This window comes from Mycobacterium sp. smrl_JER01, from assembly GCF_048513595.2.
GTDB lineage: Bacteria > Actinomycetota > Actinomycetes > Mycobacteriales > Mycobacteriaceae > Mycobacterium.
Genome location: NZ_JBLXXK020000001.1, coordinates 493,194 through 515,432, shown reverse-complemented (window position 1 = coordinate 515,432; position 22,239 = coordinate 493,194). Strand labels below are relative to the sequence as shown.

Genomic DNA, 22,239 nt, shown 5'->3' with positions numbered 1-22,239 from the left:
CGGCGTGGGACTCGAAGACCGCGAATCGCTGCGCCTCCTCCGGGAGGCGCTCGATCTCGACCTCGGGTCCGAAGCGCTGATCGCCGACTTCTACACCCGGTGGTTCGCCGCCGACCTGTCGGCGCGCGATCTGTTCCCGCCGGACATGGAGAAGCAGCGCCAGGTCTTCGCCCAGGCCCTGTGCTGGCTGTGCGATGAGCTGATCGCCCAGCGCGCCGAGGAGCCGGTGGCCTTCCTGGCCCAGCTCGGCCGCGACCACCGCAAGTACGGGGTCACCCCGGCCCACTACACGGCGCTGCGGCAAGCGCTGGTGGTGACGCTGCGCACGGCGCTCGTCGACCGGTGGGACCGCCGGCTCTCCGAGACCGTCGACGACGTCGTCGCCCTCGCGGTCGGGGTGATGAGCGGGGCCGCCGATGCCGAGACCAGTCCGCCGTTCTGCGACGGCACGGTGCTCGAACACCTGCGACCGGCCCGCGACATCTCGGTGATCCGGCTCAAGATGGATCACGCGCTGGGCTATCACCCCGGCCAGTACGTACCGGTTCAGGTACCGCAGTGGCCACGCCGGTGGCGTTACCTGAGCCCGGCCATCCCCGCCGACCCCGAGGGCTACGTCGAGTTCCACATCCGCTCGGTCGCCGGGGGCATGGTCAGCACCGCGATCGTCGGGGAGACCAGACCCGGTGATCGCTGGCGGGTGTCCAACCCGCACGGCGCGATGCAGGTCGACCGCCAGGCCGGCGATGTGCTGATGGTCGCGGGCAGCACCGGGTTGGCCCCGCTGCGCACCATGATCATGGATCTCAGCCGCTTCGCCGAGAACCCGCGCGTACACCTGTTCTTCGGCGCCAGGTACCCGTGCGAGCTCTACGATCTGCGCACCCTGTGGGAGATCGCGTCCCTCAACCCGTGGCTTTCGGTGACGCCGGTCTCGGAACTCAACTTCGACCCGCCGTGGGCGGCGGATTTCCCCGACGTGACCCCGCCGCGCGGACTGCACGTCCGGCAGGTGGGGCTGCTTCCCGACGTGGTGACGCAGTACGGCAACTGGAGTGACCGCCAGATCCTGCTGTGCGGCCGACCCGAGATGGTGCGGACCACCCGATCGGCGTTGATCGCCAAAGGCGCCCCCGCCGAACGGATCCAGCACGACCCGCTGGCCAACTGAGCGGCACATGGCAGGATCGCGGTATGGACGAGTTCGAAACCGTCACGCTGCGTGATCCGTCGTCCGCGCTGACCGCGACCTATGTTCCCGGGGCCGGCATGGTCGGCACCTCGTTGTCCGACGGCTCGTTGTCCGACGGCACGGTGGAGTTGCTCGGCCAGCGACGCGGCCTTGACGCCTACGTGTCCAACCACAAAACCATGGGGATCCCGATCCTCTACCCCTGGGCCAACCGACTCAGCAGCAACGGCTACGGCGTCGACGGCGCGGTGGTCACACTCACCCCGGGCACCGGCGGGGTGCGCACCGACGAGCACGGGGTGCCCATCCACGGCTTCCTGGCCGCCTACCGGGACTGGACCGTGACGACCCTGCTGGAGTCCCAACTCACCGCCGAACTCGATTTCGCGGCCAGACCCGGATTGCTGGCCGGCTTCCCGTTCCCGCACCTGCTCACCTTGGACGTCACTCTGCTCGACCGCACCCTGACGGTCACCACCACCGTCACCGCGACCACCGGATCCCGGGTGCCGCTGTGCTTCGGATTCCATCCGTATCTGCAACTCCCCGAGGTTCCCAGGGCGCAGTGGCGGATCGAGACACCCGCGATGCGGCACTGCCCGGTCAACGCCTGGGGCATCCCGACCGGCGCCGGAGAGCGCCGGCCCGCGAGCTCAGAAGTGCTGGGTGACAAGGTCATCGATGACGGGTACGACGAGGTCGCGCCGGGCTCGGTGTTCGCGCTCTCCGGTGGCGACCGCCGACTGGAGGTTCATTTCGACGAGGGTTACGGCGCCGCGCAGGTGTTCGCTCCGGCCAACGACGACGTGGTGTGCTTCGAGCCGATGGCCGCGCCCACCGATGCGCTGCGCCGGGGCGGTTACCACGAAGTGCAGCCAGGCGAGTCCGCGGTGGCGCGGTTCCGGATCAAGGTCTGCTGACCGCCACGCCTGCCGACCGCGCGGGTCAGGTGAAGTTCGGATAGTCCTGTACCCAGTGAAATCCCTTGCCACGCAATGTGAAACTGTCCAGATCAGTGCGCTCCAACGATATGTTCACCCGCTGCCCGCCAAGGTCACCCTGCAAGCGCAGCCGGTCGGGTGCCGGCCGGTCGACAGCCAAGGTGGCCTGCTGTCCTGGAATCCTCAACGTGGACCCTCCACCGTCCGACTCGACCGGCTCGATGACCAACTCGCCATCCATCAGCTGATAGGCGATCACGCCCGGTTCGTCGAAAATCACACGCTGCCAACGCTGCCCGTCGGAGGTCAGGGGAGGTAGCGCCTCCCCGTCGGCACTGTACTCGGTGACCGACCAGATCCCGTACAGCTCGGGCTTCCCCCGGCCACCACCGTAGTCGTGCCAGGCGCTCCAGGATTGAGCCACGCACCCGGCCAGCACCCATACCCCTGCCAGCGCGACAACGGTGGTGGCGATCCGGTTGGCGCGAGCGCTGTCGAAAAGTGCCGGCTGGGTCATCGGGTCGGAAGGTCGCTGCAGTACCAGGACGTTCGCCAGCCTTCCAATCTGCGGGGCGATCAAGAACAGGCTCAGCAGCAGCAGGTGGAGCGACAGAATCTTCACCGGGACGTCGTAGGTCATGTTGAGCAGGAACACCTGCGCCATCGCCATGACCGAGACCAGGGCACCCAACGTCGCGGTCCTGCCCCAGAACAGCAGCAGACCGCCGATCACTTCGACCGCTCCGAGTGCCATCTGGTAGACGGGCGAGCTGCCCACCTGCAGCCACAGCACCGACGTGGGACTGAGGTCGCCGAAGGGTTGCAGCAGCGCAGTCAGTGGCGGAGCGGGCATCTGGGTCGGGGTGAGTTTGGCGAAGCCGTAGAACAGCATCTGACCGCCCAGGCAGAGCCGCACGAACAGCAGGAACCACGCGTGCAGCCTGTGGTATTCGACCCTGCGACGGTCGATCACCGACCAGGCCAACGTGGCAAGGGCTGCGACGACGAACAGCACGAAGACCATCACCCAGATCACCGCCTGATCGCCGCTGTTGGAATCCCGGTGCAGCACAGCCTCGATGCCGAAGACGTGCTGCCCGGCCCAGGTCAGCACCGGTTCCAGGATCGTCATCTGCCAGATCACCGATTCCGGCGGCAACCATCGTGCCGCGATTCCCGCATAGACGAACACGATCTGCGCGAACGTCAGGCAGAACAGGCCGAAGTAGACGAAACAGAAGCGGAATGCGATCCGGGTCAGCCAATGCCACGAGTATTCCACGTGTGCCATCCTCGCCGCCCGGGGCGGCAGCCGGCAATCCAGCCCACCCCCCGCTCCGGGGGAGGGTCAACCCCCGGCTACCGTTGGTTGCGCGGCTGCCACACCACCAGCGCGGTGCTCTTGGCGCGGGGCTGAGCCCGCAGCCGCTCGACCTCCTCGCCGAGCTCGCGGACCCGGGCCTGCAGCGCCTCGACCTGGTTGGTCAGCTCGATGATGCGCTTGATCCCGGCGAGGTTGACGCCTTCGTCCTGTGACAAGCGCTGCACCTCGCGCAGCAGCTCCACGTCACGCTGCGAATAGCGCCGTCCCCCGCCGGAACTGCGTTGTGGGCTGACCAGGCCGAGCCGGTCGTAGGTGCGCAGGGTCTGCGCGTGCATACCGGCCAGCTCGGCGGCCACCGAGATCAGGAACGTCCTGGCGTCGTCTTTACGGCTGGGACGGCCGGGGCTCACAGTCCACCGGCCCATCCCGCCCGCGGGTCGAACCCGCTGGCGCGTTCCGCCTTCGCGTACGCCTCCAGTGCTTCAGCTGCATCCCCGTCGAGGTGGGGCGGCACCGCCACCTTCACCGTGACCAGGAGGTCGCCGTGACCACCGGATCGCTTGGGCACCCCCCGCCCCCGAACCCGCAGGATGCGGCCGTCAGAGGTGCCCTTGGGCACCCTGACGCCAACCTTGCCTTCCAGGGTTGGTACGGAAAGCGTTGTTCCCAGCGCCAATTCGTGGAAGCTGACCGGCACGGTCACCGTCAGGTCGTCGCCGTTGCGTCCGAAGACCTTGTCCGGCTTGACGTGCACGGTCACGTACAGGTCGCCTGAGGGCGCTCCGCGCAACCCGGCTTCGCCCTGACCGGCCAACCTGATGCGCTGCCCGTCCTCGACCCCGGGTGGGATACGCACGTTGATGGTCCGGGTTCTGGTGGTCACACCCGTGCCTTTGCACTCGTCGCACGGGTGCTCGATGATCGAGCCGCTGCCACGGCATTCCGTGCACGGCTCGGAGAACCCGAACGCGCCCTGGTTCCGGCTGACCACACCGGCCCCGTTGCAGTTCGGGCACACCTTGGGGCTGGTTCCAGGACGGGCACCGCTGCCGTGGCAGTTGGTGCACGGTGCGGGGCTGGTCAGCCGCAGCGGCATCGCCACCCCCTTGGTGGCCTCCAGGAAGCTCAACGCCGTCTCGGTTTCCAGATCATTGCCCCGACGGGGTCGGGACGGGCGCGGCTGCTGCGCGCCGCGCCCGAACAACCCGCCGAACAGATCGCCGATGTTCGCGCCGCCGGCCTGGCCCGCGGCGTCGAACAGATCGTTGAGGTTGAACTCCTGACCGTCGCCCGCTCCGAAGCCGCCGAAACCCCCGCCGCCGCTGTAGCGGCCGCGACCGAAACCGCCGCCTGCGAACAGCCGGCGGGTCTCGTCGTACTCCTTGCGCTTCGCGGGATCGGTGAGCACCTCTTTGGCCTCGGAGGCTTCTTTGTAGCGCTCCTCGGCTTCGGCGTTGCCCGGATTCCGGTCGGGGTGATTCTCCGCGAGGATCTTGCGGGCGGCCCGCTTGATCTCCTTTTCGTCGGCATCGGAAGCGACGCCGAGCACTTTGTAGAAGTCCTTCTCAACCCACTCGCGTTGGGCCATATCGCGTCACCTCCTTACCTGCTCGTCACGGTTATCGGTCGATTCTCATGATTCTGAGGGCTGTTGCGGCTCGGCGTCGGCATTACCGGACGCGTCGGGCACCGTGTCGACGACGCCCACCATGGCGTGGCGGACCACCTGTTCGCCGACCTTGTAGCCCCGCCGCATCACCGTCCCGACGATCGGATGCGTACCTTCTCCCTCGTGCTGCACGGCCTCGTGCAGCGCCGGGTCGAACTCGTCACCCTCGGCGCCGAAACCGGACAGGCCCAGCCCTTCGAGCGCCGAGACGAGTTTGTCCGCGACGGCCTTCAGCGGTCCGGACTCTAGATCGCCGTGGGTCCGTGCCCGTTCGAGGTCGTCGAGTACCGGCAGCAGCTGGCCGATGACCGTCGCCTTCGCGCGGTCGGCGGCCAACTGCTGATCGCGCAGTGCGCGCTTGCGGTAGTTAGCGAAATCGGCCTGCACCCGCTGCAGATCACCGAGCAGTTCGGCGGCCTTGCCGGCTTCCTCCGGCGTCTCTCCGGCGAACTCGTCGTCCGGGGCCGGCCCGCTGGGGGCCGGCTCCGGCGACGGGTTCTCACGCACCTGCCCCGTTTCGGGGTCGATACGCCGCTTGTCGGTGACGGTGATCGGCTCTTCTACTCGATCTGCGTCACTCACTTGCGCTCGCCACCGTTCGGGTTGTCGTCCTCCACCACCTCGGCGTCGACCACGTCGTCGTTGGATCCCGACGGGCCGGCGGACTCGCCGCCGGACGCGGCCTGCTCGGCCTGGGTGGCCTCGTAGATCGCCTGGCCGAGCGCCTGGCTCTCCTCGCCGAGCTTCTCCATCGCCGTCTTGATGGCGCCGATGTCGGTGCCGGCGAGCGCGGTCTTGGCATCCGAGATCGCCGAGTCGACCTTGGTCAGTGTCTCTTCGGGGACCTTGGAGCCGCCCTCGGCGCTGCGCTGCTCGGCGACGAATTTCTCCGTCTGGTAGACCAGCGACTCGGCCTGGTTACGGACATCGGCCTCTTCGCGACGCTTGCGGTCTTCGTCGGCGTGCGCCTCGGCATCCTTGATCATCCGGTCGATCTCCTCCTTGGACAGGCCGGAGCCCTCCTGGATCTTGATCGTGTTCTCCTTGCCGGTGCCCTTGTCCTTGGCGGTGACGTGCACGATGCCGTTGGCGTCGATGTCGAAGGTGACCTCGATCTGCGGCACGCCGCGGGGGGCCGGCGGGATGCCGGTCAGCTCGAAGGATCCGAGCAGCTTGTTGTGCGCGGCGATCTCGCGCTCACCCTGGAACACCTGGATCTGCACCGACGGCTGGTTGTCGTCGGCGGTGGTGAAGGTCTCCGACCGCTTCGTCGGGATCGTGGTGTTGCGCTCGATCAGCTTGGTCATCACGCCGCCCTTGGTTTCGATACCGAGGGACAGCGGAGTGACGTCAAGCAGCAGAACGTCTTTCACCTCGCCCTTGAGCACACCGGCCTGCAGCGCGGCGCCCACGGCGACAACCTCGTCCGGGTTCACACCCTTGTTGGGTTCCTTGCCGCCGGTCATCTCCTTGACCAACTCGGAAACCGCGGGCATCCGGGTGGAACCACCGACCAGCACGACGTGGTCGATCTCGCCGACCGAGATGCCGGCATCCTTGATCACGGACTGGAACGGCTTGCGGGTGCGGTCCAGCAGATCCTGGGTGATGCGCTGGAACTCCGAGCGCGTCAGCTGTTCGTCGAGGAACAGCGGATTCTTGTCCGCGTCGACGGTGATGTAGGGCAGGTTGATCGAGGTGCTCTGCGAGGAGCTGAGTTCGATCTTGGCCTTCTCGGCGGCTTCGCGGAGCCGCTGCATCGCCATCTTGTCCTTGGTCAGGTCGATGCCGCTGGTGCTCTTGAACTTGTCGACGAGCCATTCGACGATCCGGTCGTCCCAGTCGTCGCCACCGAGGTGGTTGTCACCGGAGGTGGCACGTACTTCGACGACACCCTCGCCGATCTCCAGCAGGGACACGTCGAACGTGCCGCCGCCGAGGTCGAAGACCAGGATGGTCTGCTCTTTCTCGCCCTTGTCCAGCCCATAGGCCAGCGCGGCCGCGGTCGGCTCGTTGACGATGCGCAGCACGTTGAGGCCGGCGATCTGGCCGGCGTCCTTGGTGGCCTGACGCTGGGCGTCGTTGAAGTAGGCGGGCACGGTGATCACCGCGTCGGTGATGTCCTCACCGAGGTAGCTCTCGGCGTCACGCTTGAGCTTCATCAACACGCGCGCGCTGATCTCCTGCGGCGTGTAGTTCTTGCCGTCGATCTCCACAGACCAGTCGGTGCCGATCTCACGTTTGACCGACCGGATGGTCCGGTCGACGTTGGTCACTGCCTGGTTCTTGGCGGGCTGACCGACCAGCACCTCGCCGTTGCGCGCGAACGCGACGACCGACGGGGTGGTCCGGGAACCCTCGGAGTTTGCGACGACGACGGGGTCGCCACCTTCGAGCACTGCGACGACGGAGTTGGTGGTCCCGAGGTCGATACCGACCGCACGAGCCATAGTTACTGCCTCCTGAATAGATGGTTCTTCGGTTCTGAGTGCACCGGACTCAAGACTGCTCCCGCAACCCTGGACCTGTCAACTCAAACTTGAGTCTGTGACACTCAACTGTCGATGGGGTCAACGGACCCGTTTCGGGTTTTGTTCCCGTCCCGGACCGATCGACTGCGGAGTCACGGCCGGGCGGCGCGGCTTCTCGGGGGCCCCAACCGGGGAGTGGTATCAGTTCATGTCGGATCCCGGCTCCACGCCGGTACCCGGGTGCCGCTACGAGGTCTCGGTCGGTGCCGCCCCGAACACGAATCGCCGGCCCGTCACATTCAGTGGACGGATCCGTACGAAGTGGTTCTTGACGGTCGCCGTCCACGGCAGCAGATCGGCGGCCTCGGCCTCGGCGATCTCCTCCTCGGTGCGCAACGAGCGGGCGGTGCCCTTGACAATCACGCTCCAGCCTTCGGTCTGCTGGTAACCGTCGGCCTCGAACAGCACTTCCTTGCTGATCGCCGCGGCGATCAGCTTGGTGCCTTCGGCGGTGCGGAACAGCACCGTGCGGTCCTGAACCGCGAAATTCACCGGGAAGATGTGCGGTTCCCCGTCGACGCTGGTGACCAGCCGCCCCAGCGGCGCGCGTGCCAACAGTTCCCAGCATTCCGACACGGGCAGGATCGAGATCGGCTGACCCTCATGCGACCCCTCATGCGACATGGGCGTGATGTTACCGATCTGACGGGCCATCGGGACTCCAAGAGTGAAGGCGGCGCAACAACGAGCTCTTCTTGTCGTGGTGTTCGGTCATCCGGCACAGGATGTCGTCGAGAACAGTGACCGCTTCGGGGATGTGTGGCCCCTTGTTGAGCATGACGCATTCGGCGCGCTCGGCCATCGCCGCGTCACTGACCTCGGCTCTCGACGGCAATCCGGTCTTGGCGAGTTGCTCGAGTACCTGGGTTGCCCAGATCACCGGCAGGTGGGCGGCTTCGCACAGCCACAGGATCTCCTCCTGTAGCTCGGCGAGCCGCTCGTAGCCGATCTCCACGGCGAGGTCGCCGCGAGCGATCATCACCCCGGTGCGGGGCCGGCGCATCGCCGTCAGCAGTAGTTGGGGCAGCCGCTCGAACGCCGCCCGCGTCTCGATCTTGAGCACCACACCCACCCGATGACCCCCGAGCTCGGACAGCACCTCGTGCAGCTGAAGTACGTCCGACGGGTCCTGGACGAAGGACATCTGAACGAAATCGGCGATGTCGACCGCGGTGGTGAGATCCGACCGGTCCTTGTCGGTGAGCGCCGGGATCGGAAGCCGGGTGTCCGGAACGTTGATGCCCTTGGCAGCGCGCAACTTCGATCCGGTCGGGGCCGCGCGATCGATGCGAACCTGCAGTGCATCCGGGGTGACGCCGCGGATCTGGCCGCCGATCTTGCCGTCGTCGAAGAAGATTCGCTCGCCGGGCCGGGCGTTGTCGAACACCTCCGGCAGCGTGCACCCGATGGTCGGACCGTTCCCGGAAGCCGGGACCGCCGGCGAGCAGTCACGGGTGAGCCGCAGCTGATCACCCGGGCGTAGCAGCAGGAACTGCGCCGACTCGGGCAGCGGGCCGACCTCGGCGCTGTCGCGCACACCGTCGACGCGCAGCGGGGTTCCTGTCGTCAGGTAGGTGGTCCGATCGGCGGTCACCATCCGGGCGCCTGTTTCGGATCGCTCGTCGCCCAGGGTCAGTCGGCGTTTGGCACCGCGGGTGTCGTACACGGTGAGGGTCTCACCACTACGCCGGCGGGCAAGCCAGTCACCCGGCACCGGCAGCACCGGCAGGTCCGGCCGCGCAGCCACGGTGGCTTCCGCACCGGGAGTCAACCAGGCCCGGGCGGGTTCGGTGACGTGTCCGAGGGCGTCACGGCGCGGGTGCAGTCTGACCACCCCCGGGCCCGGCCGGATCGGCCCGGTCCGCAACTTCGGCCCGCCGAGATCCATCGCGATCGCGCACCAGCGGTCGGCGGCCGCACCCGCGGCACGGACGTGGCGCGCCATCGCACGCCAGGTCTGGGGGTCGTCATGGGCGCAGTTGATGCGCGCGACGCCCATCCCCCGGTCGATGAGGTCGCGAACCAGCGTGACATCGCCGGCAGCCTCGGTGGGCAGGGTCACCATGATGCGGGTCTCCCGACCGGACGGGGCCACTCCGAAAAGGTCAGAGGACCTGCGTCGCAACATGTCTCGACCCTCCTTCCACCCGACCGCAGCCGGCTCGGGTGGACGCCAGCCGCCGTGCAGCATGGCCAGGGCCGCCGCCCGCACCAGGCCGAGCGTGGATTCGACGTGTGCCTCACTGCGACCCAATGACGACAGGCCGAAAGCGGACAGCCTGCGCTGCAGTCCGCGAAGATCGATCTGACGGATCGCCCAGTAATGCACCATGTTTCGGGCGCTTGCGCGGTATTGCGGTGCCACCGCGGCGATCGCCGGAGCCCAGGACATCTCCGCGGTGTCCAGGTCGGCCAGCAGGTCGTCGAGATCACCCACCAGCCGGACGAGTTCCCGGTCGGTCGGGTTGTCGTGGGCCAGCGACAGACGGCTTTCCTCCGACACCATCGAACTCCTGTTCCGGCCCGACCTGGGCGCGGCCACGTTAACCGCTGCCGGTTACCTTCCGGTGAACTCCGGTTCGCGGACGGGGGCCGACCCCACCCGCGAGTCCCTTCCGTCACTTACACCACATCCTGCGTAGTCTGGACGGGATGAAACCTCAGGTGGCCATGGCCGGGATGGCGCTCACCGGCGCCCTTGCGCTCGTCGGTTGCCAGTCGTTGACAGAGGGCACCGCGACCCGACCGCCGGACTCGTTCGCCGAACCCGAATTCCCGACACCCCGACCCAGCCGGCCGACCTCGGCGCCCCCGTCCACCCCGCAGCCGGCGCCCTCGACACCCTCGCGACCTCCCGGCGGCGAGGTGCTGCAGCCGCAGAACGGCTACGTCTTCATCCAGACCAAGACCGGCAAGACCCGCTGTCAGCTCGACAAGCAGGAGGTGGGCTGCGAGTCAGCGTTCACCAATGCCCCCGAGATCGACGGCCTCCCGGCCAACGGAGTGCGCCTGAGCGCCGACGGGAACCTGAGCTGGGTGCTCGGAAACCTGGGAGCCATACCGGCGGTGACACTGGACTACCGGACCTATTCGGCGGTGGGGTGGACCATCGACGCCGACGTGAACGGCACCCGGTTCACCAACGACGGCACCGGTCACGGCATGGTGATCAGCGTCGAGGGCGTCGAGAGCTTCTGAGCCCGCCCCGGGTTTGGCGGCGAACCGCTTCCGGGAACAGCAGCCGGGTGCGCACACACGATCTGGTCGTCATCGGAGCCGGGTCCGGCAACATGGTCATCGACGACCGGTTCGCCGACCTCGACGTCGCCATCGTCGATGACCGCAGATTCGGTGGCACCTGTGTCAACTACGGCTGTATCCCGTCGAAGATGCTCTCCTACACCGCGCAGATCGCCGGCACCGTGACACACGCCGACCGGTTCGGTGTCGATGCCCAGCACCGCGGGATGCGCTGGACCGACGTCCGCGACCGGGTGTTCACCCGTACTGACCAGGTGTCGGCCGACGGTGAACGGGGCCGCCTCGACAGCGATTTCGTCACCGTCTATCACGGACGCGCCCAATTCACCGGTCCCCGGCGGCTGTCAGTGGCCGTCGCCGGCGAGACGACGCCGATCGCCGCCGATCGCATCGTGATCGCCGCCGGAGGACGGCCACTGGTGCCCGGCATCGTGGCCGGATCCGGACTTCCGTACCAGACCTCGGACACCGTGATGCGCCTCGACCGGCCCCCACGGCATCTAGCGATCCTCGGCGGCGGATACATTGCCGCCGAACTGGCGCAGGTGTTCGCCGCCGCGGGCAGTCACATCACCATCATCGAGAAGTCGTCCCGGCTGCTCGGCAACGCCCAGGACGACACCGTGGCCGACATCTTCACCGAGCTGGCGCGGTCGATGTTCGATGTGCGCTGCGGGCGGGAACTCACCGCGCTTTCCGGCACACCGGGTGACCTCATCATCGAACTGGACGACGGTTCGGAGCTGCGCGCCGACACGTTGTTGGTGGCAGCCGGGCGGCGATCCAACAGCGACCGTCTCGCGGTGGCCGCCGGCGGCATCGAAAGCCATGACGACGGCCGAATCGTCGTCGACGGGTGCTGCCGCACCACCGCCGAGGGCGTCTTCGCCCTGGGTGACGTCAGCAGCGCGATCCCGCTCAAGCACGTCGCGAACCGGGAAGCCGCGGTGGTCCGGCACAACCTGCTGCACCCTGAGGATCTGACCACGATCAGCCACCAGCTCGTTCCGTCGGCGGTATTCACCGATCCACAGATCGCCTCCGTCGGTCGAACCGAAAAGGCCTGCCGCGACGAGGGTCTCGACTACCGGGTGGGCACGGCTCGGTACGCCGACGTCGGGTACGGGTGGGCGATGCAGGACACCGTCGGCCTGTGCAAGGTCCTCACCGATTCCGCCGGCACCATCCTCGGGGCGCACGTCATCGGCGCCCAGGCCGCGACCCTGATCCAGATCTTCGTCGTGGCGATGAACTTCGGGATCGATGCGGCCGCCCTGGCGACGCGGCCATACTGGGTTCATCCCGCGCTGACCGAGGTGGTCGAGAACGCCCTGCTCGATCTGCGCACGGCGACCAGCTGACCGGCCCGCAAGGGCTCAACAGGCTTGTCGACCCGACCTCAGAAGGGAACTACTGACGATGACCGTCGCCCAACGTGAGCGGGCCGCCCTGGTGGCGACCTTCCGTGACGCCGCCCCGGATGCACCGACGCTGTGTGAGGGCTGGGATGTGCGGGACCTGACCGCACATCTCGTGGTCCGCGAACGCCGACTCGACGCGGCGCCGGGCATCATGATTCCGGCGTTGTCCGGGTACACCGAGCGGGTCCAGGAACAGGTCGCAGCCTCCACCGACTGGGACATCCTGCTCGACCAGGTCGCTGAGGGCCCGCCGCTGTACTCGCCGTTCAAGGTGCTCGACCCCATCGCCAACGTCGCCGAGATGTTCATCCACCATGAGGACGTGCGCCGGGCCCGGCCGGGCTGGGAGCCCAGACCTCTCGACGAGCAGACCAGCGCGGCGCTGCGCAGACCGATCGCGATGATGGCCCGGATGACACTGCGGAAGGCCCCAACCCGGGTGGTCTTTCGCACCCCGCAGGGCGAATCGGTGGCCGCCGTGGGCCGCGGCGCCGAGGTGACCGTCACCGGCGATCCCGGTGAGCTGCTGATGTTCGCGGCCGGCCGCGACGAGGCCCGGGTCAGCTTCGACGGTGCCCCGCAACTGGTCGAACGCCTCAAGGCGGCTCGCGGCGGGCTCTGAGCCTAGGCTGGGGTCGTGGCTCCAGTGGACTTTCGCATTTTCGTCGAACCTCAGCAGGGCGCGAGTTACGCCGATCAGCTCGCCGTGGCACGCACGGCCGAAGCCGCCGGCTACTCGGCGTTCTTCCGCTCCGACCACTACGTCGCGATGGCAGGCGACGGCCTTCCCGGCCCGACCGACTCGTGGGTGACGCTGGGCGGCATCGCCCGCGAGACCTCGACCATCCGGTTGGGCACCATGGTCACCTCGGCAACCTTCCGCTATCCGGGACCGCTGGCGATCTCGGTGGCCCAGGTCGACGAGATGAGCGGTGGGCGTGTCGAATTCGGGATCGGCGCGGGCTGGTTCGAGGCCGAACACCAGGCCTACGCCATTCCGTTCCCGCCGCTCGGTGAACGCTTCGACCGGCTCACCGAACAACTGGAGATCCTGACCGGTCTGTGGGGCACCCCGGCCGGCGAGACCTTCGACTACGCCGGGAAGCACTACGTCATCACCGATTCGCCCGCTCTGCCCAAACCCACCCAGCGGCCACACCCGCCGATCATCATCGGCGGCGGTGGGGCCAAGCGCACTCCCGCGCTGGCGGCACGTTTCGCCGACGAGTTCAACATCCCGTTCGTGCCGTTGGAGACCCTGACCGAGCAGTACCGGCGGGTTGCGGCTGCGGTGGAGAAGGCCGGCCGCGCACAGGACTCGCTCATCTACTCGGCGGCATTCGTGTTGTGCGTCGGCCGCGACGACGACGAGGTCGCCCGGCGGGCCGCCGCCATCGGTCGCGAAGTCGACGAGTTGGGCTCCAATTCGCCGGTGACGGGCACGCCCGACGAGGTGGCCGACAAGCTCGGGCCCTTCCTGGAAGCCGGCGTCCAGCGGATCTACCTGCAGGTCCTGGACATGTCCGACCTGGAGCACGTGCAGTTCTTCGCCGAGCAGGTGATCCCCCGGATCGGCTGACCCGGCACCGGCGACGGGCTCACGGCTACTATCGGTGGCCGTGAGCAGCCGGGACCGTGACGCCGAGCCGGACGAGCCCGCTGTCGCGTGGCACAACCGGACGTCCACACTGCTCGCAGCGAGCGTCGCGGGCCTGGCCGCGATCGCTCTGGTGGTCGCCCTGATCTCCTTTGTGGCCCGCCAGTTCACCGAACCCGAGCCGGCCCCGCTGTACTACGTGCCGCCGTCCTCGGCGGTCAGCGCGACCAAGACCGGTCCCTCGACCACCACCGGGACGATCACCAGCACCAGCCCGCCGATGACCAGCGACATCAATCCGGGTGAGACCACCGAGACCCCGGAGCCGACGACGACCACCAGGAGTACCCGGCCGCCGCGCACCCGGGAGACCGAGCGGACCAGCGACGACGAGACGTCGACCTCGCGCAGCCGGCCCCGCACCAATGTGACACGCACGGTGTACCCGGCTCCGTAGCGCCGAGCGCCTACTATCGGACTCCGTGGCGCGAAACGGCGATTCCGACGACCAGAACTACTACTCCGACGACGAGCCGACCCAGCTCAGCAACTACGGCGCCGGCTACGGCGGGTATGACCAGCCCGGGGACGAAGCTCCGACCCCGTGGTACCGCAAACCGGTGGCGCTGGTGTCGTTCGGCGCGGTGGGAGCGGTGCTGATCGCGCTGGTGGTGTTCGGGCTGGCGAGGGCCATCACCGGAGACTCGACGTCCGATACCACCACGACCACCCCGCTGACGCCGCTGACCACGACCTCGGCGCCCGCGCCCGCGCCCCCGGCCACCGTGACCGAGAGCCCCGCGACGACGACCGCCGAGGCCACGACCACCACCACAACCGAACCGACGACGACAACCACCACAACGACGACCACCACGACGACGCCGCCGACGACGACGACGCCGAGCACCTCGGTGAGCACCAGCACCAGCACGGTCACCCAGACCGAGACGCAAACCGAGACGGTCACCGAGACCCCGGCGCCGCCCGCGCCCTAGCAGAGGCTGTCAGTCTCGCAGTCGGACGCCGGCTCGGACGTCTGCTCGGGCTCCTGCTCGGGCGCGGGTCCGGGCTCCGATGCGGGTCCGGGCTCCGGCGTGGCGGTGGGTTGCGGCTCAGGTTCTGGCGCAGGCGCAGGCGCAGGCTCCGGCGCAGGTGCGGGTTCCGGCGCAGGTGCGGGTTCCGGCGCAGGCTCCGGCGCAGGTGCGGGTTCCGGCGCAGGCGCGGGTTCCGGCGATGGGGCCGGTACAGGTTCGGTCGTCGGCGGGACGGTGAACGCCGGCCACGGCATGCGGGGCTGCGCCGGTGCCGGAGCCGGGACGCCCGGTGCGGGGGCCGTGGCAACCGGTGCCGACTGCTTGCTGAGCACCCGCCCTTGGTCTGACGCCGGGGCGGGCGCGTCGACGCCGGGCGCGGGTGGCGCGGCGACGACGGTTTCGGTCACCGCCACAGGTCCGGGGCCGGCGGCATCGTCGGCGTCCCACTGTTGCTCGGCGACCGGTGCCGCTATCCCCGCGGCACCGGCCGGAGCCGTTTCGGCGTCCATCTGATCTGTGGTCACCACGAGCGCTGTCAGCGCAACCGCGGCCAAGCCGGCCGCGCCGGCGAAGAGCACACCCGGCCGTCGGCACCAGGGCCACGACCGGGGCCGGCCGGTCGGCTCCCCGCTCTCCTCCCCCACGTGATCGAACAGGAGCTCCGGCCGCGCGTACGCGGTGTCGTAGTACGCCAGTTCGGTCGACGCCAGGTCGTCGCTCTCGGCCGACCAGGCCAGCGGCACCGCGGCGGCCGCGACGGTGGGAGCCGACGCGGAGGCCGGTACCAGTGCGGTGGGCGCCTCGATGTCGCCGGCTCGGGCCGCCAACAGTTCGGCACCGGCCGCCGCGGCGGCCTGCGGGTTCGACGGCAGCAGGACCGGCACCCGAAATGCTTCCGAAAGCCGTTGAGCAACAACAGGTATGACCGCCCCTCCGCCGACGGCCAGCACGGCGGCCAGTTGGGCGGGCACGATCCCGCGACGGTGCAGGGTATCGCTCAGCGCGGTCAGGAACATGTCCAGCGGGCCGGTGATCAGGTCTTCCAGCTCGGCGCGCGTCACCCGCACCGCCGTGCGCGCCGTGGCCACCGCGGTCGCCGTGTGCGAGCTCAGCCGCTCCTTGGCGCCTCGACACAGCGTGCGCAGTTCGGCCAGCGCGGCCACCTCCGAGGTGCCCGCGGGGTCGACGTCGAGCGCGCTCAACACCCGGCGCAGCAGCAGCTGGTCCACCAGATCGCCGGCGAAGTCGTCGACCCGCACCGGCTGTCCGATCATCGCCATCGCATCGCCGGCGTCAGCCAGGGTGATGCCCGTGCCGGTGGCCCCGAAGTCGCACAGCACGACCACACCGCGGCCCGGCAGGCCCCGCTCGGACTGCACGGCGCGCAGCGCTGCGACCGCGTCGGGCACCACGTTCGCGTGCGGCAGCCGGGCCCGCATCAGCGCGACAGCCGATGCCGGCCAGTGGGCGGGTACGGCGACCGCGACCGAGTCCGGGGGGCCCCACGGCCGGGCGTGCCGCGTGATCGCCTCGACGGCCTCGGCGGTCAACCGGTCGGCCGGGTGCCGTGAGCCGTCGGCTGCGACCAGCGGTACCGGGTCGCCGACCCGCTCGACGAAGCCGGTGAGCCGCGGACCAGGGCCGAACGACAGCGCCGCGGGCCGGACGGTGGGCTTGCCGTCGGCGACGGCGATCAGGTTGGCTGCGCCCAGCGAGACGCCCAGAGAACTGCGCATACCTGTTGATCGTCCGGCGGTCCGGAAACGTTAGGCCACCCCGGGCCGGTCACCGGTTTCGCGAATATTCCACCACCAGCGCCTCGGCGCTCCGCACCGCCGCGCGGCACGCCCTGGCGGTGAAGGGGTCGTTGAGCGGGTGCTCGGCACGTCGGCGCCATCGCTGAGCCGCCGCGAACGCGGCCCGGGGTCCGTCGTCGAGGCTGCCGGCCGACAAGCCCAGCCGGCTCGCGGCGTCGGTACCCGAGCCCCCGATCACGCGGCGCAGCGACATCATCTCGTCGTCGGTGAGCGTGGTCGACCGGGACCGCAACTGGCTGAGCAGCCGCAGCTCTTCGAACGCGTGGGTGTCGGCGAGCAGCGGTTCGATGTCGACCAGGATCTGCGGGGTCGCGTAGACCGGGTTGCGAGTCACGAACTGGCGCAGCGACAACAACGCGGTGTGCGCCTTGAGCAGGTCCGAGCGCTGGGCGAACTGCTGGTCGATCACCGCGCGCAGGGCCGGCAGGCCGCTGCGCTCGAGCAGTTCGTCGGCCAGTGCCACCGCATCGTCGACCCCGGCGCGCAGCACGGCGATCGCGATCCGGATGCCGAACATCCCGAACCGGTCCAACAGCGCGGCGCGGGTGTCCGCCCCGACCGGCAGCGCCGGGTCCTCGCGCGCAAAACGGTCGACCGAGAGCATCGCCTTCGCCAGCTCGGCCGGCTCGAGCCCGGAGAGCTTCTTGAGCGCCACGTACTCGCTCTGGCGCAGCGTCCGTGCGGTGAGCGCCAGCAGACCGGACACCGGCACCACGGCCTGGCAGATCCCGGTGCGCTCCATCTCGGCGGTGAAACGTTGCGCGACGTCGGCGGCGGACATCATCGCGTCGATCCGGCCGGCCCCGATCTCGTCGGCCCGCGATGCCACACCGATCACGCCGAGAGCACCCGCGGAGCCTCCGACCAGCTGACCGATCTGCTTGAGCAGAGCGATGTCGGCGGCATTGAGGGTGCGCAGCAGGAACACCACCGCGTCGACGCGGGGGACGCCGTCTTCGGGCACCAGCAGCCGCAGCGTGCGGGCCGAGGCATCCTGCGACAGTGAGGACGTACCGGGCGTGTCGATGATCGTCGCGTCGACGAGTTCGGTGGCAGGCCACTCGACGTCGAGGTCGATCACATCGTCGGGATCCAGTCGGGCGAAGTCGAAGCTCAGACCTCGTCCGCCGGTGCTGCGGTCGCGCGTGATCGGGACGTTGGAACGCCGTCCTCCGCGGTGATTGGCCGTCACCTTCGGGGTTGGACCGTGTCGGAACCAGGTCACGATGCGCGTCGCCTCGGTGGCGTCGGTGGGTGCGATCTCATCCCCGACCAACGCGTTGACCAGCGTGGACTTGCCGGCCTTGAGCGTCCCGGCCAGGGCGATGCGCATCGGCTCGTTGAGACGGCGCCCGATCCGCTCCAGTTCGGCGTGCACGTCGGGGCGCGCCCGGTATGCGGGATCGGCCCGATAGGCCCCGATGGTGCCGGCCAGGATGGCCCGCACCCGCTCGCTGGTGCTCAGAGTTCCCCGTCTCGGATCGCACGGTCGGTTGACCGTTCGAGCTTAGTGACGTCAGGAGGCCAGCCTCTGCGTATGGTCGAGGACCTGCCGGAGAATGCCGAGCTGACGCTCCAGTTCCCGGACCCGGGTATGGCGTTCGGTCTCCTCCAGTTTCGCCGCGGCGAGGGCAGCCTGCAGCGACTCGTTGAGCGACCGGGTGGTCTGGTCGGCGATCTCCCGGTAGTGGTCGCGCAGCTGACGCTGGATCCCCTTGAGCCGGTCGCGGGATTCCTTGCCGACGACGAAGGCCACGTCGTCGACGAACCGCCGCACGCCGGCCTTGGCCTCGCTGCGCACCCGCAGCATCCGGTTCTCCATGTCCTCCTTGTAGGCCTTGCGCCCCAGCACGAATCCGGCGCCGAGCGAGAGCGGATTGAACATGCCCAGTCCGGCGAAGGAGGTGAGCATGCCGAACATCAGCACCCCGCCGTAGGAGCCCCGCATACCGACGACAACCTTGTGCCCGAACTTCAGCGGTTTGGCCTCCAGTTGGGTGAGCGACCTGAACTCACCGAAGTCCGCACCCATCTCACGGGCGTCGATGGTCGGCATCCGCACCGCTTCCAGCCCGGCCTCCCGGAAGGTGCGCGCCACCTCGGCGGCCAGCGCCTCGGCGCGTTGAAACGCCCACACGAAGTTGTCGCCCACCGCGGTAGCGACCGCATCTTCGAGTTCGGCGCCGATCGCGGCCCAGTTCTGGGTGGGATCGCAGCTGTCGATGACCCGCTCGGTGTGGAACGTGATGTTGCGGAACCGGTGTCGTAGATCATGGTCCACATCGGCGGTCAGGTCGGAGATGCCGTCGGTGAGCACCTGCTGCCAGAGCGCGGTGTGCTGCAGCGCATCCTGGGCTTCCCGCTTGCGGCGTTCCAGGTCGGCGGTCAGCTGCTCGCGGGCGCCGGGGTCGTTGAGAGCCGAGAGTTCGGACTCCACCGCCAATTTCAGATGTTCGGCCGCCGAGCGCACCTCGCCGAGCACCTGGTCGCGCACCCGATCCCGTTGGCGGGCAAGGACTTCCTCGGAGAGAAATTTCACGATTGTGGGAAAGTTGGATTCCTCGTTGAGCTCTTTGTCGTTGAGGGCCACGGCATGGCTGCGCAGTGTCGAGGACACCGGGACCAGCGCGGCGGTGACGCCGGCGCGTCGCAGATGTGCCCGGTTGGCCTCGATCACCTCGCGCCAGTGCGGGTAGAGGTCGGTCTTGGTGCCCACGATCAGCGCGACGGGGCAGATCTCCAGGGCCTGCCGGATGAACGTCATCTCCGGTTCGGTGAACTCCTGACTGGTGTCGCTGATCATCAGCAGCGCGTCGGCGTCGGGCAGCAACCCCAGCGTCGCCGACAGATGCGGCTGGCCGTGGCCGCCGACTCCGGGGGTGTCGATGAACGCCAGACCGCCTTTGAGCAGCGGGCTGGGCGCGTTCACCTCGACCCGGAGCACTTCGCGGCCGCCGGCCTGGGGGGCCCGGCGCAGATCGTTGCGCAGATCGGCCGTCGGGATCGTCACGACTTCGGGCTCCTGCCCGTGGGGTCGGGCCACGACCAACCGCGCCGACGCCTCCTCGCCGTAGGACACCACCGTGGGCAGGACGGTCGACTCGTCGTCGCCGACCCGCGCGACGGGCATGTTCAGCAGCGAATTGAGCAGTTGGCTTTTGCCTTGTTTGAGCTGACCGGCGATCACCACCCGGATCTGCGGGTCCCCGAGGCGCGTCGCGGCACGGCCCAGCCGATCAGCCAGATCACCGCGTTGCTGGGCACGCGCGATGGTGCTGACGTGGTCGATCAGCTCGCCGATCGCCGTGTTGGCCGGCTGCGTCATGGTGGCCCCTCAGGTTGTGACGTCGCTTCACGGTAGGCGCGCGAACCGGCGGGAACCATGCCGGTTCCCGCCGGTGTCGCGTGGCGGTCGGATCAGAACGCGTCCAGAGCCGCCGAGGTGTCGTTGTTCGAGGCCACGTCGGTGTCGAAGGCGATGCCGGTGTCGATGCCGGTGACGTTGCCCGAGAACAGGTCGGTCTGGTTGCCCGAACCGATGTTGGACTCGAAGCTCGACGAGTTGTCCTCCACCGAGGTCTTCGTCGACGTGGACAGATCGGTCTTGACCGTGCTGTCGACCGAGTTGTCCTCGACGTTCCTGCTGCCCACGTCGCCGTCGATCTGGGTGCCGGTGTTGACGCTGTTGTCGGTGATGATGATGCCGCCTCCATTGCCGCCGGATCCACCGACCGCGTTGCCGCCGCCGATGCCGATCAGGCTGCCTCCACCGTCGGCGCCGCCGCCGTTGCCGCCACCGGTGTTGACATCGTTGAGCACCGGTGCCTTGTTGTCGGTGATCAGGTCACCGCCGGCGGTCTTGGAGTTGTCCTCCACCGCGTTGTCCTTGCCGACCACGACGTTGGAGCCGGAGCCGGCGAGGATGTCGCCGTTGTTCATGGTGTTGCCGTCGCCGAGCACGGCACCGTCGCCGCTGACGATGTCACCGTCGTTGTTCCCGCCGACCACGACCCCGCCGTCGGTGGCGGTGTTGCTCGTCTTGTTCCCGAAGGTGATGTCACCGAAGCCCAGGTTGAACGCGCCGTTCTGGGCGTTGGCGCCGGCATCCTGCACCGGGCTGGCCACCGGCACATTGTTGCCGCTGAGCAGATCGGTGTTGGTCTCCGGGGCGAACGTCGGGGCCCACGACGTCTGCGGGGAGAACGGCGAGGCGAAGTTGGATGCGAGCTGGTGGTGGTCGGCGACCGCGCGCTGCAGGCCGACGATCGGGTCGCCGCCGCCGAGTGCGTAACCGGCCGGGGCGGCGGTGGCGGCCACCGAGGCCAACTGCGCCGCGGTCACGTTCGGCAGGCCGGCGTCGCGCAGTGCCCCGTCCGGGTCCATGACGAACGATGCCGCCGACGCCGGGCTGCGGAACAGGTCGAGGATGAAGTCGATCAGGGTGTTCATGGCGTGCCTTTCCGGATGTGTCTCTCGGTGTTCGCCGGCGGTGTCCCGGCGATCTGGAGACCAGATTATGGACCGGCATCGACCCCGGAAACGGGGTTCGGTCCTATCCCCGAACGGGCACCCCTAGGGGTGGTGGTGGGCATTCCTTAGGGGATTAGGGGCACGCTCGGGGATGTCGTGCGGGCGGTGGCGACGAGGACCGGACAGCAGAAAACCCGCACGGATCTCTCGATCCCTGCGGGTTCTGGCGCGGACTGCGGCGTGGTGGCGGGGTCAGTCGAACGGGTCGAACCCCACCCCGCCATTCGGCGGGTCCTCATTCGGCGGGCCGAAGTCGGCGGCCTGCGACCAGGCGTCCAGCGGATCGGACTGTGCGGCGAACACATCCGCTGCCGGATCGCTCGCCACGTCGACGGCAAGGTCCATCGCGTCATCCAGCCCCGCGGCCGGCACCCCGACCAGATCGCCGGGATCGATCACCGCAGGCACGGACACGCCCGGGTGGCCCCCGTCGACATCATCGAACGCGTCGAACGCCGCGGTGGCCGCTCCACTTGCCCATACGTTGCCCGCCGGTTCCGGATCGAAGGCGTCCAAGCCGTGGACGGGGGCGACCATCGACAGCGACTCGGCCACCACCGGGATGAGGTTCTGCACATCAGCACCGGTCACGCCGGTCAGATCGGCATCGGCGAGGGCTCCGGCGGGGTCGGCGGCATAGCGGGCGGCAGCCTCGGGGTCACGCACCAACGACATCACAAAATCCAGCAATGCGTTCGCCATGGCCCCACCCTCGTCCCGCCGTCGTCTGCGCGTGCCGTCTACTGTCGCTGACGATGCTAGGCGTGTCATCGGCGTGTGGGACCGGTGACCGACCGAGGACCGGCAGACCGCTGTTAGGGGCCATGCCATTAGGGGATCTGCGACATTAGGGGCAGTTCCGGGGCAGACCGCATGCAGGCCGCTAAGGTGGGGACCGGTCCAGACAGGAAAGAGCTGA

The 22,239-nt window shown here is 68.7% G+C and carries 20 protein-coding genes; 8 read left to right on the top strand and 12 right to left on the bottom strand.

Annotation, left to right across the window (positions count from 1 at the left end):
* Positions 1 to 4 precede the first annotated feature (4 nt).
* Positions 5 to 1,171, top strand: a complete 1,167-nt coding sequence (locus tag ACNUDN_RS02425) for an FAD-binding oxidoreductase (RefSeq protein WP_419120462.1) — start codon at positions 5 to 7, stop codon at positions 1,169 to 1,171.
* A gap of 23 nt (positions 1,172 to 1,194) precedes the next feature.
* A complete protein-coding gene (locus ACNUDN_RS02420; RefSeq protein ID WP_419120461.1) occupies positions 1,195 to 2,112 on the top strand; it encodes an aldose 1-epimerase in 918 nt (305 codons plus the stop codon).
* 25 nt (positions 2,113 to 2,137) lie between these two features.
* Here the strand turns inward: ACNUDN_RS02420 and ACNUDN_RS02415 are convergent, their stop codons facing one another.
* The 7 genes from ACNUDN_RS02415 to ACNUDN_RS02385 all read right to left on the bottom strand — a co-directional run bounded on the left by ACNUDN_RS02415 (position 2,138) and on the right by ACNUDN_RS02385 (position 10,163).
* Positions 2,138 to 3,424 carry a DoxX family protein gene (locus ACNUDN_RS02415; RefSeq protein WP_419120460.1) on the bottom strand — a complete coding sequence of 429 codons (1,287 nt, stop codon included), beginning with the start codon at positions 3,422 to 3,424 and terminating at the stop codon, positions 2,138 to 2,140.
* Between the two features lie 68 nt (positions 3,425 to 3,492).
* A complete protein-coding gene (locus ACNUDN_RS02410) occupies positions 3,493 to 3,882 on the bottom strand; it encodes a heat shock protein transcriptional repressor HspR (RefSeq protein ID WP_419120459.1) in 390 nt (129 codons plus the stop codon).
* Positions 3,864 to 5,045, bottom strand: a complete 1,182-nt coding sequence (dnaJ, locus tag ACNUDN_RS02405; protein ID WP_419120458.1) for a molecular chaperone DnaJ — start codon at positions 5,043 to 5,045, stop codon at positions 3,864 to 3,866. The genes ACNUDN_RS02410 and dnaJ overlap by 19 nt, the downstream gene beginning before the upstream one ends.
* A gap of 45 nt (positions 5,046 to 5,090) precedes the next feature.
* Complete coding sequence (grpE, locus tag ACNUDN_RS02400; RefSeq protein ID WP_419120457.1) at positions 5,091 to 5,708, bottom strand: nucleotide exchange factor GrpE; 618 nt, start codon at positions 5,706 to 5,708, stop codon at positions 5,091 to 5,093.
* The gene (gene dnaK / locus ACNUDN_RS02395) at positions 5,705 to 7,576 is read right to left on the bottom strand and encodes a molecular chaperone DnaK (RefSeq protein WP_419120456.1); all 1,872 of its coding nucleotides are present in this window, start codon (positions 7,574 to 7,576) and stop codon (positions 5,705 to 5,707) included. The genes grpE and dnaK overlap by 4 nt, the downstream gene beginning before the upstream one ends.
* Positions 7,577 to 7,843: 267 nt before the next feature.
* The gene (locus tag ACNUDN_RS02390) at positions 7,844 to 8,281 is read right to left on the bottom strand and encodes a pyridoxamine 5'-phosphate oxidase family protein (RefSeq protein WP_419120455.1); all 438 of its coding nucleotides are present in this window, start codon (positions 8,279 to 8,281) and stop codon (positions 7,844 to 7,846) included.
* 10 nt (positions 8,282 to 8,291) lie between these two features.
* Entirely contained in the window at positions 8,292 to 10,163 is a 1,872-nt protein-coding gene (locus ACNUDN_RS02385) for a pyruvate kinase (RefSeq protein WP_419120454.1), read from the bottom strand.
* A 146-nt stretch (positions 10,164 to 10,309) separates the two neighbouring features.
* Between ACNUDN_RS02385 and ACNUDN_RS02380 the strand changes: the two genes are divergently transcribed.
* Genes ACNUDN_RS02380 through ACNUDN_RS02355 form a run of 6 tightly spaced genes read left to right on the top strand, consistent with a single transcriptional unit; the run spans position 10,310 to position 14,934 of the window.
* Positions 10,310 to 10,855 carry a hypothetical protein gene (locus ACNUDN_RS02380; protein ID WP_419120453.1) on the top strand — a complete coding sequence of 182 codons (546 nt, stop codon included), beginning with the start codon at positions 10,310 to 10,312 and terminating at the stop codon, positions 10,853 to 10,855.
* A 47-nt stretch (positions 10,856 to 10,902) separates the two neighbouring features.
* Positions 10,903 to 12,279, top strand: a complete 1,377-nt coding sequence (locus ACNUDN_RS02375) for a mycothione reductase (RefSeq protein WP_419120452.1) — start codon at positions 10,903 to 10,905, stop codon at positions 12,277 to 12,279.
* 58 nt (positions 12,280 to 12,337) lie between these two features.
* Positions 12,338 to 12,961 carry a TIGR03085 family metal-binding protein gene (locus tag ACNUDN_RS02370; RefSeq protein ID WP_419120451.1) on the top strand — a complete coding sequence of 208 codons (624 nt, stop codon included), beginning with the start codon at positions 12,338 to 12,340 and terminating at the stop codon, positions 12,959 to 12,961.
* A gap of 24 nt (positions 12,962 to 12,985) precedes the next feature.
* Positions 12,986 to 13,918 carry an LLM class F420-dependent oxidoreductase gene (locus ACNUDN_RS02365; protein WP_419124982.1) on the top strand — a complete coding sequence of 311 codons (933 nt, stop codon included), beginning with the start codon at positions 12,986 to 12,988 and terminating at the stop codon, positions 13,916 to 13,918.
* Between the two features lie 40 nt (positions 13,919 to 13,958).
* Positions 13,959 to 14,393, top strand: a complete 435-nt coding sequence (locus ACNUDN_RS02360; protein WP_419120450.1) for a hypothetical protein — start codon at positions 13,959 to 13,961, stop codon at positions 14,391 to 14,393.
* A gap of 25 nt (positions 14,394 to 14,418) precedes the next feature.
* Positions 14,419 to 14,934, top strand: coding sequence for a hypothetical protein (locus ACNUDN_RS02355; RefSeq protein WP_419120449.1), 516 nt, complete (start codon positions 14,419 to 14,421; stop codon positions 14,932 to 14,934).
* Here ACNUDN_RS02355 and ACNUDN_RS02350 read toward each other — a convergent pair.
* The 5 genes from ACNUDN_RS02350 to ACNUDN_RS02330 all read right to left on the bottom strand — a co-directional run bounded on the left by ACNUDN_RS02350 (position 14,931) and on the right by ACNUDN_RS02330 (position 22,022).
* Entirely contained in the window at positions 14,931 to 16,709 is a 1,779-nt protein-coding gene (locus ACNUDN_RS02350; protein ID WP_419120448.1) for an Hsp70 family protein, read from the bottom strand. The two genes, ACNUDN_RS02355 and ACNUDN_RS02350, sit on opposite strands and share 4 nt — an antisense overlap.
* A gap of 49 nt (positions 16,710 to 16,758) precedes the next feature.
* Entirely contained in the window at positions 16,759 to 18,255 is a 1,497-nt protein-coding gene (locus tag ACNUDN_RS02345) for a dynamin family protein (protein ID WP_419124981.1), read from the bottom strand.
* Positions 18,256 to 18,306: 51 nt separating this feature from the next.
* Positions 18,307 to 20,115: an isoniazid-induced dynamin-like GTPase IniA gene (iniA, locus tag ACNUDN_RS02340; protein ID WP_419120447.1), complete on the bottom strand. Its 1,809-nt coding sequence runs from the start codon at positions 20,113 to 20,115 to the stop codon at positions 18,307 to 18,309.
* Positions 20,116 to 20,207: 92 nt separating this feature from the next.
* A complete protein-coding gene (locus ACNUDN_RS02335; protein WP_419120446.1) occupies positions 20,208 to 21,239 on the bottom strand; it encodes an IniB N-terminal domain-containing protein in 1,032 nt (343 codons plus the stop codon).
* Positions 21,240 to 21,512: 273 nt separating this feature from the next.
* The gene (locus ACNUDN_RS02330; protein ID WP_419120445.1) at positions 21,513 to 22,022 is read right to left on the bottom strand and encodes an Rv0340 family IniB-related protein; all 510 of its coding nucleotides are present in this window, start codon (positions 22,020 to 22,022) and stop codon (positions 21,513 to 21,515) included.
* Positions 22,023 to 22,239 lie beyond the last annotated feature (217 nt).

Excerpts from the sequence above, each read along its gene's own strand:
- dnaJ (WP_419120458.1), bottom strand. The coding sequence starts at position 5,045 with ATGGCCCAACGCGAGTGGGTTGAGAAGGACTTCTACAAAGTGCTCGGC.
- ACNUDN_RS02410 (WP_419120459.1), bottom strand. The coding sequence starts at position 3,882 with ATGGGCCGGTGGACTGTGAGCCCCGGCCGTCCCAGCCGTAAAGACGAC.
- ACNUDN_RS02380 (WP_419120453.1), top strand. The coding sequence starts at position 10,310 with ATGAAACCTCAGGTGGCCATGGCCGGGATGGCGCTCACCGGCGCCCTT.
- ACNUDN_RS02420 (WP_419120461.1), top strand. The coding sequence starts at position 1,195 with ATGGACGAGTTCGAAACCGTCACGCTGCGTGATCCGTCGTCCGCGCTG.
- ACNUDN_RS02390 (WP_419120455.1), bottom strand. The coding sequence starts at position 8,281 with ATGTCGCATGAGGGGTCGCATGAGGGTCAGCCGATCTCGATCCTGCCC.
- ACNUDN_RS02350 (WP_419120448.1), bottom strand. The coding sequence starts at position 16,709 with ATGCGCAGTTCTCTGGGCGTCTCGCTGGGCGCAGCCAACCTGATCGCC.
- ACNUDN_RS02385 (WP_419120454.1), bottom strand. The coding sequence starts at position 10,163 with ATGGTGTCGGAGGAAAGCCGTCTGTCGCTGGCCCACGACAACCCGACC.
- ACNUDN_RS02370 (WP_419120451.1), top strand. The coding sequence starts at position 12,338 with ATGACCGTCGCCCAACGTGAGCGGGCCGCCCTGGTGGCGACCTTCCGT.
- iniA (WP_419120447.1), bottom strand. The coding sequence starts at position 20,115 with ATGACGCAGCCGGCCAACACGGCGATCGGCGAGCTGATCGACCACGTC.
- ACNUDN_RS02335 (WP_419120446.1), bottom strand. The coding sequence starts at position 21,239 with ATGAACACCCTGATCGACTTCATCCTCGACCTGTTCCGCAGCCCGGCG.
- dnaK (WP_419120456.1), bottom strand. The coding sequence starts at position 7,576 with ATGGCTCGTGCGGTCGGTATCGACCTCGGGACCACCAACTCCGTCGTC.
- ACNUDN_RS02330 (WP_419120445.1), bottom strand. The coding sequence starts at position 22,022 with ATGGCGAACGCATTGCTGGATTTTGTGATGTCGTTGGTGCGTGACCCC.
- ACNUDN_RS02415 (WP_419120460.1), bottom strand. The coding sequence starts at position 3,424 with ATGGCACACGTGGAATACTCGTGGCATTGGCTGACCCGGATCGCATTC.